The organism is Streptomyces natalensis ATCC 27448 (assembly GCF_000935125.1).
GTDB lineage: Bacteria > Actinomycetota > Actinomycetes > Streptomycetales > Streptomycetaceae > Streptomyces > Streptomyces natalensis.
In genome coordinates this window covers 314,972-326,405 of the sequence record NZ_JRKI01000010.1, presented here as the reverse complement: position 1 = coordinate 326,405, position 11,434 = coordinate 314,972, and the positions used below count along the sequence as shown (strand labels likewise).

Sequence of the window (11,434 nt, the reverse complement as noted above, 5' to 3'; positions counted from 1 at the left end):
GGGGGGCCCGCCGCTCCCGGAGATACCCCATCTGGCGGCGGCCACCGCCGAGCTCGCCGCCTATTTCGCCGGGGAGCTGCGGTCCTTCACGGTCCCGCTGGACTGGTCGCTGACCTCCGGCTTCAACTCCCGGGTGCTGCAAGCCCTGGCCGACGGGGTTCCCTACGGCAGCGTTGTCGGCTATCAGGACCTCGCCGACCGGGTCGGGGAGCCGGGCGCCGCCCGTGCGGTGGGCGCGGCGATGGGATCCAATCCGCTGCCGGTCGTCGTGCCCTGTCATCGGGTCGTCGCCAGTGACGGCGGTATCGGGGGCTTCGGCGGCGGTCTGGAGACCAAACGGCTGCTGCTGGCCCTGGAGGGCGTGCTGCCCGCGCCGCTGTTCTGACCCTGTCCCCGTCCCCGCCGTCGTCCGGTTTCTCCGAAGGGCTCGCACCATGTCCCGTCAGATCGCTCTGCTGCGCGGTATCAACGTCGGCGGTCACAACTCCTTCCCCAAGGCGCAGCAGCTGGCGCTCGCCGAGCCCCTGGGCCTGAAGGACGTCTCCGTACTGCTCCAGACCGGCAACCTCGTCTTCGCCGACCCGGGAACGCCGCCGGAGGAGACGGCCCGGCTGCTCCATGAGCGGATAGCCGCCGATCTGGGGCTGACGGTGCCGGTCATGGTGCGCACCCGGGACGAGCTGGCCGCCGCCGTGGCCGCCAATCCGTTTCCGCAGGCCGCGGCGGAGCCCAAGACCCTGCACCTGACGTTTCTGTCGGCGGTGCCGGATGACACCTCCGCGCTGGACGCGCTCGACCAGGGCGCCTTCGCGCCCGACCGCTTCCAGCTGGCCGGGCGCGAACTGTATCTGTGGTGCCCGAACGGCATCGGCCGCTCCAAGCTCGCCGATGCGGTCGGCCGCGCCCGGCTCGGTGTGACGGCGACCGCACGGAACTGGAACACCGTCACCAAGCTGCTGGCCCTGGCGGACGCCTGACGGCCGCGCCGCACCGAGGGGGCAGCGCGCAGCGCTTCCAGGGAAGGGCGGTGGCGGGCGACGGGAGGGCCGTCAGCGCCAGCCGTAGCGCTCGCGCAGCCGGTTGACGACGAGGTTGAAGCGGCCGCGGTCCAGCGCGCACGCCTCGCGTCGCATGCCCTCCGGGTGCACCCGCAGTACGCGGTCCACCGCGACCCAGGAGTCGCGCCCGGCGCGGTCCCACGGGCCGACGCCGATGGCGACCCAGTCGTAGTCGTCGGCATGCCGCTTGCTGGACAGCTGCACGGCCAGGAGGGTGCCGGCGCTCTCGCGGGCGACGACGAGGACGGGCCGGTCCTTGCCGCGGCCGTCGTTCTCCTCGTACGGCGCCCAGGTCCACACGATCTCGCCGGGGTCCGGGTCGCCGTCGTGGTCCGGTGCGTAGGACATCCGGACGGTGCCGACGGAGCGGGGGTGGGCCTCCACGGTCGCGGTGGGCCCGTGGCGGCCGGGCAGCGCGGAGTCGTCGGAGGAGGAGGCGGCGGAGGGCGTGGAGGATGCGGATGACGTGGTCATGGCGTCACGCTATCCGCCCTCGTCAGCGGGGTGTGCGGCGGCCCCGGCGGGCGTGTGGCGGTCGATTGTCAGTGGTGGGTTCTACGGTTTTCAGCAGCGGGGGAACGGTCGCTGGGACCGGCCCGGGGAGGGGAGTTCGCCATGTCCGAGACCATGACGCAGGCCGCGTCCGACATCACGACCTATCTGGAACTGTCCCAAGACGGCGGCGGTGCCCACAAGTTCTACGAGGTGACGGTATCGGACACCGTCGTCTCGGTTCGGTACGGGCGGATCGGCGCGGCCGGACAGCGGCAGACGTCGTCCTTTCCGACGCGGGAGAAGGCGCAGGCCGCGGCCGCCCGGAAGATCGGTGAGAAGGTGCGCAAGGGCTATGCTCCGGCCGTCCAGGGGCAGCGTGCCGCCCGGCCGGTGACGCACCGTCAGGTCACTTCGGCGCCGTCCACGGCGCCTGCGGTCGCGCCGGTGCTGTGGCGCTTCCGTACGGGCGCCTCGGCGTTCGGGATCCATATCGCCGAGGACCGCTGCTGGGTGGGCAACCAGAACGGCGATGTCTTCACCCTCGGCCACGACGGCGAGGTACTGGCCCGCTATCAGCTGCCCGAGGGCGTCAAGTGCCTGGTGGCGGACGACTTCTGGATCTACGCGGGCTGTGACGACGGCACGGTCTACGACCTGTCCTCGAAGCTGCCGTTCGCCGCCTATGACATCGCACCCGACGTCGACATCTTCTGGCTGGACATCCGCGAGGGCATCCTCAACGTCTCCGACCGCGGGGGCGGGCTGACGGTCATCGACCACGAGGACGAGTACCAGTGGTCGCGGCGCAGCGGGGGCGAGCACGCCTGGATGGTGCGGCGCGACGAGCACGCCGTGTACCACGGCCACCGCCTCGGGGTGACCGCCTACCGCGCCGACGGCAGCGGCGAGCTGTGGCACACCCCGACCAGGGGGGCGGTGCTGTTCGGCTGGCAGGAGGACCGTGCGGTGTACGCCGGTACGGACAAGCGCGTCGTCCAGCGGCTGGCGAAGGACAGCGGCGCTGTGGAGGCCACTTACGCCTGCGACTCGGTCGTCTACTCCTGCGCCACCGCCCTTGACGGCCGCCATGTCTTCGCGGGGGACTCGGCGTCCTCGGTGTACTGCTTCGCCGCGGACGGCACCCGGCTGTGGAAGCTGGGCACGGGCGGCGGTTCGGCGCTGTCCATGCAGTATCTGGACGAGAAGCTGTACATGGTGACCACGGACGGCTCCCTGGTGTGCGTGGATGCGAGCGATGCGGCGATCGCCGCCGCCCGCTCGGGTACGGTCCCCGTCGCCCGGGACGTCAAGTCGGCCGCCGCGCTGCCGACGTACACCCCGTCGGCCACGGTGCAGACGGTGAGTTCCGCGGCTGCCTCCGGGATCGTCGTGGAGTGTGTCCAGGAGAGCGGCCGGCTGCGGGTCCATGTGGTCTCCGAGGGCTATGAGCCGTCCTGGAACGTCCAGTTCCCCCGTCAGATACGCCGTCCCGGGGCGCGGTATGTCGTCGAGGACCTGTCGGCGTCCGCGGGCGGGTTCTACCGCGTCCGGGGCGAGATCCGGCAGCTGGTCTGACGCCCGGGGCCGGTCCCGGGGGTGCTCAGCGCAGTCCGGACCAGGCGGGGCGGCGGGGGTCATCGGCCCGTACGACGACGTCCGCGGCCTCCTCGGGCCGGGTCTCGTCCTCGTAGCGCGCGAAGGCGGGCAGCGTCCAGCGCCGGTCCGGCGGTGTACGGCGGGCCAGCGCGGCGGGCGACAGCTTCAGGTGGACCGAGAAGTCGAAGGGGAAACCATGACCGAGCAGCAAGGGGCCGTGCAGCACCAGCACGCCGCCGGGCGGCAGTTCCACGTATCGGCTGCGGGTGGCGCGGTCCGCGACGGGGTCCCACAGGTCCGGCAGGACCCGTCCGGTGCCGGCCGGCTCCAGCGGTGCGAACACCTCGCGCCACAGGGCGCGCCGGTCGAACCACTCGTCGTGGAAGGCGTCGGGGTCCTCGCGGCCGTACTCCAGCCGCAGCGAGGCGGGGCGCAGAAAGCCGAAGGCGCCGGCCTTGTGCACCGCCCGCCCCCTGATCCGCAGCGCCTCGGCGAGCCGTCCGGCCGGTTCGCCGGGCGCCGCGGCGGGGGCCCCGTCGACCGCGATCCGCAGCCAGGGGCTCCCGTCCGCCGCCGTCATCGCGGCGATGTGCCCGGCGAGGGCGTCGGTCAGCCGGTCCCAGGTGATCGCTTCGAGCCGCACCCGGCCATTGTGCCCGGCCGCCCGGGAGGGGCCCCGCCGGGTCAGCGCGGCCCCGGGCGGTCGGGGGAGCCGCCGAGGGTGAGTCCGCCGGAGATGGTGCCGGTCTGGATCACCGTGCCGTACTGGACACCGCCGCTGATGGAGTTGCGTACCTCGACCGCGGGCAACTCCCCCAGCAGGGCACGCAGTTCGGCCGCCGCCTCCGGGTCGTCGCGCAGCAGGCGGCGCAGCTGGTGCCGCCAGTGCGCGGTGGCATCCGCCCTGGTGGCCTCGTCGCCCTCCTCCAGCGCGGCCATGAGATCGGCCCGCCAGTCCTCCAGCTCCCGCTCGGCCGCCTCCTCGTCCGCTCCGCCCCGGCGCCGGGCGAGGAGCGCCGCCACCCTGCGGCGTACGGTCTCCCAGCCCTGCGTCGTCATCTGCTGCACCAGCGTGGTCGCTCCCGCGGTGGCGAGCGTCACCAACTCCGCGTCCATCGGACCCCCTTGTGTGTCGTTACACCAGTGTCGCCGGGGCTCAGGTCTGGTCCGAGGCCGGGCGGGCGGCTCCGTGGCGGCTGAGTTCGGCCGCCGCCTCCTTCGTCGCGTCGATGACGCTCTGCGGCGGCTGCGGCATCACGGTCCTGGGCTTGAGGAGCAGCGCGGAGCCCATGATGGCGCCGTCCCACATGATCGGGGCCGCGCAGGAGTTCCAGCCGGCCATGCACTCCTCGAACCCGAGGGCGTGGCCGAGGTCGCGGACCTCCCCCAGGGACGTCAGCAGCGCGTCGTTGTCCCGGTAGACGCCGGGTCCCGCCTGGTCGGGCACGGGCTCGGCCAGGACCCGCTGCTGGAGGACCGGCGGCAGGTAGGCGAGGATGGTGCGGCCGGAGGCGCCGGTGCGCAGCGAGCGGGTCACCGACAGCACATCGCGCGGGGTCATGCCCAGTTCGGCGAGGTCCGAGTCGCCGACGGCCATGTCGACGCACTGGCGCTGCGCGCCGGAGAACGGCGCGACCATGTAGAGGAACGCCAGCCCGCCGTCGGTGGCCTCGCGCAGCCGGCGCAGCACGGTCTGGGTGATATCGCCGTCGAGGCGGTGGTCGAGCGCGGTGAAGGCGAGCTGGGCGGCCGAGGTCCGCAGCCGGTACAGGCCGCGGTCGACGCGTTCGAAGATGCGCTGGTAGATGCCGGACTGCAGGATGCGGTAGACGACGGAGTCGTCCAGGCCGGTGAAGTCGGCGATCTCCCCGGGCCCGTGGGCGTATCCGCCGAGGTCGGCGAAGGCGGTCTGGACGAGGAAGACCCGCTCGGCATGGCCGGATCCCGACGCCCGCGGCGTCGCCGTGGAGGCTCCCGACGCTGTGGTGCTGTTGCCCATCGTGTGCTCTCTCCCCTGGCAGTGATCCGCGCAGCCTGGCGCGCGGTTGGTGCGGTGCCCGCCGTGCAGCGCCGGCTAGCGGGCGACGTCCAGGGCGAGCTTCCCGGTCGGGGTGCGGGCGGCCAGATCGTGATGGGCCCGCGCCGCCTCACCAAGAGCGTAGGTGGCGCCGGTCAGCGGTGTGAGCCATCCGTCGGCCACGGCCTCGAACAGTGCCCGCATGGACTCCGGCAGGGCCCCGCGGTCGGCGTACAGCTGCGGCAGCCAGAAGCCGGAGAGCGTGAGGGACCGCTCCATCAGCTCCCGGGTCGACACGTTCGCCAGCTCGCCGCCCGCGAAGCCGTACACCGCCAGCCGGCCGCGCGGGGCGACGGCGGCGAGGGTCCGGGCGAAGGTGGCACCGCCGGTCATCTCCAGCGCCGCCTGCACGGGTCCGCCCGCCGCGTCCACGATGCGCTCCGTCAGGTCCTCCGCGGTGGAGTCCACCGCGGCGTGGGCGCCCAGTTCCGTCGCCAGTTTGCGCTTTTCCTCGGAGCCGGCCAGGGCGATGACCCTGGCGCCGGCGTGCGCGGCGAGCTGGACGGCGAGCGAGCCCACGCCCCCGGCGGCGGCCGGGACGACGAGGCTCTCGCCCTCGGTGATGCGCAGCGAGGTGAACAGCAGATGCCAGGCGCTGTTGCCCTGGAGGGCGAGCGCGACGGCCTGTTCGTCGGTGATGGCGTCGGGCACGTCCCAGGTGACCCGGCGGTGCAGCAGCGCCCGTTGGGCGTAGCCGCCGCCCCGGGTCAGGCCGACGACGCGGCGGCCACCGTCGACGGTGCCGACAACTTCGTTGCCGGGGATATAGGGCAGTTCGACGGGCGCGAGGTAGGAGTCGTCGCGTACGTGCATATCCGCGAAGTTGACGCCCGCCAGGGTCACATCGACCGCCGTGTGCCCGGCGCGGGGTGCGGGCTCGGGCACGTCCTCCAGCCGCAGGACGTCCGGGCCGCCGAATTCTCGCATCACGATCGCGCGCACGACTCTCCCTCGGATTCTTCGGTGCGGTGCCCGCACAGGGTAGGCACGGCGCCCGACAATCCGGGGCCACCCGATCATTTCGCGCCAACCATGCGGCCTGTGATGCGCCAACTTTCCGCTGTGGGCGACGCATATCCGACGGCTTTCTCACGACGCGAGAAAGCAATGATCCGCTTTCTGTCGATTGCGCCGCTTTGGTGGGGGTCTACCCGGCAGTATCCCCGGGGTGGCTCCTACGCGTCCCTCGTCGTATTCCGGCTACCGGAAGTGATCCACGCCGCCTACGATCCGGAACTGTGCCCGTCGTCGACCGGATGTGACGGCCGTGCCCCCTGGGACCGCACGCAGTATGCGAGGCAGTTGCGCCGGTCCGTCCCACCCGGTGATACGGGCGGGTGGCCGAGGGTGTGGCCCGGTGTGCGGTGGGGCGGGCACGGCCTGAGGGGGAATCATGATGGGGAAATCGGGGGGCGGCAGGCCGGCGTCCGCGCCGGCCTGCCGGGACCCTCAACGAGTTCAGCCGCTCCTGACCACAGCGGTGCGCGTTCTGCGGTCCGCCTCGGTTTCCCTGCCCGCCTCGTTGACGGCATCGCTCACGGCCGCCACGGACGCCGTCATCGCCGCCGCGCGCCGGCACTCCCGTATGAATGCGGCACCGCCCTTTCTGGAGGCGACCCGCTACCCCGGGGACACCGCGCGCTCCCGCCGAGAAAGGCATTGCCCATGAACGCGTCGCGCAGTACGGGCCCTTCCGGGCTCCAGTTCACCCACCCGTTTCTCGCCGTCGTGCTGGGCGGAGGTTTCACGGGGATGCTCGCCGCCGCGGCGCTGTCCGGGTACGCCGAGGTCATCGTCGTCGAACGGGAACGACTGCCGCGCACCCCCGCCCTGCCCACGGACCTGCCACAGGCCCGGCACGCCCATCTGCTGTCGGCGGACGGCGCCCGCGCGGTGGAGTCGCTGCTGCCCGGGGTGAGCGAGCGGTGGCTGGCGGAGGGGGCGCGCGCCCTGCCGCTGCCGTCCGGGGCATCGGGGGCCGCCCCGCAGGGCTGGTCGGTGCGCCGTCCCGCGCAGTGTGTGATCGCCTGCTCGCGCGATCTGCTCGACCGGGTCGTCCGCGAGCAGGTGCCGGCCCTCGACGGGGTCGGCGTACTGGACGCGACGGAGGCCGAGGGGCTGACCGGCACGGCGGAGCACGTCACCGGGGTGCGCATACGGGACACCGTCACCGGCAGGGTCCGCCGCCTGGACGCGGACCTCGTCGTCGACGCCACCGGCCGGCACTCCACCACGCCCGACCGGCTCGTGCAGCTGGGTCTGCCCGCCGTCGCCGAGGAGCGGACCGACCCGGGCATCGTCAGCGCCACCAGGATCTTCCGCGCCCCGCCCGGCGCCCCGAACTGCCCGGTGATCACCGCCCGTTCGGTCCCCGAGGAGCATGCGGGCCCCGGTCGGACGGCGACGCTGGTGCCCATCGAAGGCGGCCGCTGGCTGGTCACCCTCACCGGCGCCGGGGCCGACCGCCCCGGCGAACACGCCGACCGCTTCGTGCCGTTCGCGCGCCGCATACCCCAGTGCGTCATCGGCGACCTGATAGCCGACGCCGAGCCGCTGAGCGAGGTCCATCTGGCCCGCGACACCGCCAGCCGGCTTCGGCGCTTCGAACAACTGCGGCCCTGGCCCACCGGATTCGTCGCCCTGGGCGGCGCGGTGGCCGCGTTCGCCCCCGATTACGGCCAGGGCCTGTCCATCGCCGCGCACAGCGCCCTTGCGCTGCGTCAGGCGCTGCGCCGGCGCGGGCTGGACGATCCGGGGCTCGCCCGTACGGTGCAGCAGTCCCTCGCGCGCATCGCCCAGGCACCCTGGACCGATGCCACCGGACGGCCGCTGCCCGCGGCCGCCGGAGCCCGGCCCTCGGCGGCCGGCCGGTTCGTCCGCGGGGCCGTCAACGGCGTACTGGGCACCGCGCTCGGCCGCTCGCCGGTCTGCCGCGCCTATGTCGATGTGGTCAAGCCCGCCGCCCGCTTCACGCGGCCGTCCGCCTCGGTGCCCGTACCGGCGGCGGCGGCCGCCCGGCGCAAACCTGCCGATCACTGACCACCGCTGCGCCCCTTCCCAGGGCCACACCCGCCGGCGGGGAAAATCCGTTCGCCCGGTGCCCGCTCGGTGGATCACAGTGGTGGGGCGCTGCACGGGCGGCGCGGACGACCGGTGTGCATCTGCCGTGCCACTGGGGAAACGGGGACGGGGCATGTCGACGCTGCGCGTCACGGTGGAGCACCTGACGATTCATGACCATCCGAACGCCGATGCGCTGGAACTGGCCCAGGTCGGGCTCTACCGCGCCGTCGTCGCCAAGGGGGCGTTCCGCACCGGCGACGTCGCCCTGTACATCCCCGAGCAGGCCGTCCTCCCCCAGGAGTTGGTCTCCGAGCTGGGGCTGACCGGCAAGCTGGCGGGCAGCGCGGCCAACCGGGTCAAGGCGATCCGGCTGCGCGGCGAGCTGTCACAGGGCATCGTCTGCCGACCGCGGGCGCTGGAGGACACGGATCTGGCGCGGGCGGCCGAGGAGGGCACGGACTTCGCTGCGGACCTCGGGATCGTGAAGTGGGTGCCGCCGGTGCCGGTGTCGATGAGCGGTGAGGTCGAGCCGGCGCCCGATCTGCTGCCGTGGATCGACATCGAGCATCTCAAGCGCTATCCGGAAGTGTTCGCCGAGGGCGAGCCGGTGGCGGTCACGGAGAAGGTGCACGGCACTGCCTGCTGTCTGACCTACAGCGCCTCCTCCGGCCGCGTCCAGGTGACGTCCAAGGGGCTGGGCGCGCAGCGGCTGGCCCTGGTGGAGGACCCGAAGAACCTGTACTGGCGGGCGGTGCGCGCCCATGGGGTGGCCGAGGTCGCGGCGGAGCTCGCCGCGGAGCTGGGGGCTTCGCGGATCGGCGTCTTCGGCGAGGTGTACGGCGACGGCGTCCAGGATCTGGGGTACGGCGCGGACGGCCGCCGCGGCGATCCCGCGTATGCCGCGTTCGACGTCGCGGTGGAGGCCGGCGGGCAGGTGCGCTGGCTGGCCCCGCAGGAGCTGGCCACGGCGGTGGAGGGGCGGCTGGCGCTGGTGCCGACGCTGTTCACCGGCCCGTACGACGCGCGGCAGGTGATGGGACTGGCCGACGGGCGCGAGACGGTCTCCGGGCGCGGGGTGCACCTCCGGGAGGGCGTGGTGGTCCGTCCGCTGGGCGAGCGCTACAGCCCGGTGGTCGGCGGCCGGGCCGTCGCCAAGGTGGTCAGCGGCGCGTATCTGACCCGAAAGGGCGGTACGGAGTACGAGTAGCCGCCCGACTGTTGCCCGTCGGTCAGCCGCCGTCCGGGCGTCGGTCAGCCGGTCCGGACCGTCGGTCGGCCCGCCCGCTCCAGGAGGCGCTGCGCGAGCGCCAGCGGGGCGCCGGGGTCCCGGGCCGGCACCGGGGCCTTGGTCCGGTGCGTGGGCGGCCGCTCGACCGTCGTCGCGCCGGTGTCGGACTCCAGGGCGGGGGCGTACCCCGCCGCGCGCAGCGCCTCCAGGGTGGCGGCCGGCGGCCGGCCGCTGACCAGGACGGTCGGGGCGACGGCCCGCAGCCCGAGGGTGCGCAGGGCGTGGTGGGCGGCCAGCTCCCGTACGAGGGTTTCGTCGTCGGAGCGGATGCAGCAGGCGGCGGGCAGGACCCGCATCCGGCCGTGGCTGCGGGCGGTGTCCCGGATGAGGTAGTCCAGCGGCTGCGGCAGGCCGCCGAAGACCGAGACGGCGGTGAGCCCGTCGAGGAGGGTGTCGGCGCTGTGGCCGGTGTCCAGGGCGCGCCGTACGGAGGCGGGGGTGAATCGCCAGGTGACGGCGTGGCCTTCGGACTCCCGGTCGGCCGCGGCGGCGAGGAGCGCATCGAGGGCGGCGGCGGGGCGTCCAGGGACGACGGCGGTCAGATCGCCCTGGAAATGGGCCTGTTCGACGAGCGGCGGCAGCAGATCCCGTAGGGGCGCGTCCAGGTCGCGCGGATCGGCGAGGAGGGCCCGGCCCAGCGGGGTGAGGGTGCCGTGGGCGAGGAGGCCGAGCCAGGCGGCTTCGTGCAGGGTGTGGGCGGCGCGCTCCTCGGCCGGCGGCTGTGCGGTGACGGCCAGGGGGCGGTGCCAGTCCGCGGCGGCGAGGAGGTCGGCCAGCGGCTTGTCGTCGGGGGAGGACAGGGGCGGCAGGGGCGCCCCGGTGCCGAGCGGGACGGTGGCCAGCGTGGCCAGGAGGGCGTGCCGCAGCGCCGGGGCATGCCGGTCGTGGCCCCGTACGAGCGCGGTGGGGGTCTGGCCGAAGGGGGTGTGGGTGGGGACGTCCCACAGGGCGGACCAGGCGGCAAGTACGGGCGCGAGGCGCTCACGGGGCGGGCGGGTGAGCCAGTCGTCGTAGGCGCCGGTGGGCAGCGCGGTGATGCCGGACGAGGTGCGGGTCAGGGCGATCAGGTCGGCGGCGAGGGCGAGATCGAGCAGGAGCCGGGTGAACGGTTCGGTGGCGCCGGCCGCCTTGGCCAGCCGTTTGATCTCACGGATCGTCAGCCCGCCGGACTTGCGCAGCGCCGCGGGCTGCGCCGCCAGAGAGGCCAGCAGGCGTTCCAGGGTGGCGGCGAGGGTGGCGGTGGCGGTCCGCGCTTCGTCGAGCAGGGACGCGTCGGTGGGCGTCCGCCCGGCGGGGGCGGGCGCGGTCTGCGGGGCCGGCCGTGGGGCGTGCGCGACGAAGGAGCCGAGGTCGTGGGCGGCCAGGAGCTGCGGGGTGCGCGGCGGGACCACGATCGCGCCGTCCTCCGCCCGCGCGGCCAGGCCGTCGTCGTACAGGGCGTGCAGCGCGCTCTCGGCGGCCGTCCGCGCCGGTGCGGCGGTGGCACCGAGCGCGGCGTACACCTCCTCGGGCGGGACCGGTTCGCTCGCCAGGTGGGCGAAGGACAGCCGGTGCGCCATCAGGGACTGGTAATCGGCGCCCGGTGCGGGGGCGGCGGGCCCCGGGGCGGCGCGTGCGGCGCGCTCCTGGCTGAGGCGGGCGGTGGTGGCGAGCACCTGCAACCGGGGGTGGTCGAGGTGGATCACGAGCTGGTGGAGGACCTCGTACGACCACAACGCGCTTGCCAGTTCGCGCAGTTGGGTGGGGGCAGGGCGGCGGGCGAGCGGCTCGCCGTGGCGGGTGAGGAGTACGGCGAGCTGCTCGGGGGTGCGCCGGGCGAGGGATCGGGTGAGTGTGTCGAGACCTTCCACGGTGCCG

11 protein-coding genes are annotated in these 11,434 nt (G+C 74.0%); 5 read left to right on the top strand and 6 right to left on the bottom strand.

Translation table 11 applies throughout. The features are described 5' to 3' along the window. Positions 1 to 385, top strand: a 385-nt coding sequence (locus SNA_RS09800; RefSeq protein WP_044364322.1) for a methylated-DNA--[protein]-cysteine S-methyltransferase, incomplete at its 5' end; no start/stop codon positions are given. Positions 386 to 434: 49 nt separating this feature from the next. After that, positions 435 to 977 carry a DUF1697 domain-containing protein gene (locus SNA_RS09795; protein ID WP_044364320.1) on the top strand — a complete coding sequence of 181 codons (543 nt, stop codon included), beginning with the start codon at positions 435 to 437 and terminating at the stop codon, positions 975 to 977. Positions 978 to 1,049: 72 nt separating this feature from the next. Here SNA_RS09795 and SNA_RS09790 read toward each other — a convergent pair whose 3' ends face one another. Further along, complete coding sequence (locus tag SNA_RS09790) at positions 1,050 to 1,532, bottom strand: type II toxin-antitoxin system PemK/MazF family toxin (RefSeq protein WP_044364319.1); 483 nt, start codon at positions 1,530 to 1,532, stop codon at positions 1,050 to 1,052. A 141-nt stretch (positions 1,533 to 1,673) separates the two neighbouring features. Between SNA_RS09790 and SNA_RS09785 the strand changes: the two genes are divergently transcribed. Next, on the top strand, positions 1,674 to 3,128 hold the full coding sequence (locus SNA_RS09785; protein ID WP_241779586.1) for a WGR domain-containing protein: 1,455 nt from the start codon (positions 1,674 to 1,676) through the stop codon (positions 3,126 to 3,128). 25 nt (positions 3,129 to 3,153) lie between these two features. Here SNA_RS09785 and SNA_RS09780 read toward each other — a convergent pair whose 3' ends face one another. From SNA_RS09780 to SNA_RS09765, 4 genes are all read right to left on the bottom strand, one after another. Beyond that, positions 3,154 to 3,792, bottom strand: a complete 639-nt coding sequence (locus SNA_RS09780; protein WP_044364317.1) for a nucleoside/nucleotide kinase family protein — start codon at positions 3,790 to 3,792, stop codon at positions 3,154 to 3,156. A 41-nt stretch (positions 3,793 to 3,833) separates the two neighbouring features. Further along, positions 3,834 to 4,265: a hypothetical protein gene (locus SNA_RS09775; RefSeq protein WP_030069865.1), complete on the bottom strand. Its 432-nt coding sequence runs from the start codon at positions 4,263 to 4,265 to the stop codon at positions 3,834 to 3,836. 40 nt (positions 4,266 to 4,305) lie between these two features. After that, positions 4,306 to 5,148 (bottom strand): IclR family transcriptional regulator domain-containing protein, encoded by an 843-nt coding sequence (locus tag SNA_RS09770; RefSeq protein WP_044364315.1) that lies wholly within the window; start codon positions 5,146 to 5,148, stop codon positions 4,306 to 4,308. 75 nt (positions 5,149 to 5,223) lie between these two features. Further along, a complete protein-coding gene (locus tag SNA_RS09765) occupies positions 5,224 to 6,168 on the bottom strand; it encodes a quinone oxidoreductase family protein (protein ID WP_030069869.1) in 945 nt (314 codons plus the stop codon). Positions 6,169 to 6,891: 723 nt separating this feature from the next. Here SNA_RS09765 and SNA_RS09760 point away from each other — a divergent pair. Both SNA_RS09760 and SNA_RS09755 read left to right on the top strand, forming a co-directional pair. After that, positions 6,892 to 8,265 (top strand): FAD-dependent monooxygenase, encoded by a 1,374-nt coding sequence (locus SNA_RS09760; RefSeq protein WP_052808892.1) that lies wholly within the window; start codon positions 6,892 to 6,894, stop codon positions 8,263 to 8,265. A gap of 154 nt (positions 8,266 to 8,419) precedes the next feature. Further along, positions 8,420 to 9,496 carry an RNA ligase (ATP) gene (locus SNA_RS09755; protein ID WP_030069875.1) on the top strand — a complete coding sequence of 359 codons (1,077 nt, stop codon included), beginning with the start codon at positions 8,420 to 8,422 and terminating at the stop codon, positions 9,494 to 9,496. A gap of 44 nt (positions 9,497 to 9,540) precedes the next feature. On the opposite strand, the gene SNA_RS44670 is transcribed toward SNA_RS09755, so the two are convergent. After that, complete coding sequence (locus SNA_RS44670; protein ID WP_078969794.1) at positions 9,541 to 11,427, bottom strand: helicase-associated domain-containing protein; 1,887 nt, start codon at positions 11,425 to 11,427, stop codon at positions 9,541 to 9,543. Positions 11,428 to 11,434 lie beyond the last annotated feature (7 nt).

Coding starts and splice junctions, on each gene's coding strand:
- SNA_RS09770 (WP_044364315.1), bottom strand. CDS start 5,148: ATGGGCAACAGCACCACAGCGTCGGGAGCCTCCACGGCGACGCCGCGG.
- SNA_RS09795 (WP_044364320.1), top strand. CDS start 435: ATGTCCCGTCAGATCGCTCTGCTGCGCGGTATCAACGTCGGCGGTCAC.
- SNA_RS09790 (WP_044364319.1), bottom strand. CDS start 1,532: ATGACCACGTCATCCGCATCCTCCACGCCCTCCGCCGCCTCCTCCTCC.
- SNA_RS09755 (WP_030069875.1), top strand. CDS start 8,420: ATGTCGACGCTGCGCGTCACGGTGGAGCACCTGACGATTCATGACCAT.
- SNA_RS09775 (WP_030069865.1), bottom strand. CDS start 4,265: ATGGACGCGGAGTTGGTGACGCTCGCCACCGCGGGAGCGACCACGCTG.
- SNA_RS09785 (WP_241779586.1), top strand. CDS start 1,674: ATGTCCGAGACCATGACGCAGGCCGCGTCCGACATCACGACCTATCTG.
- SNA_RS09760 (WP_052808892.1), top strand. CDS start 6,892: ATGAACGCGTCGCGCAGTACGGGCCCTTCCGGGCTCCAGTTCACCCAC.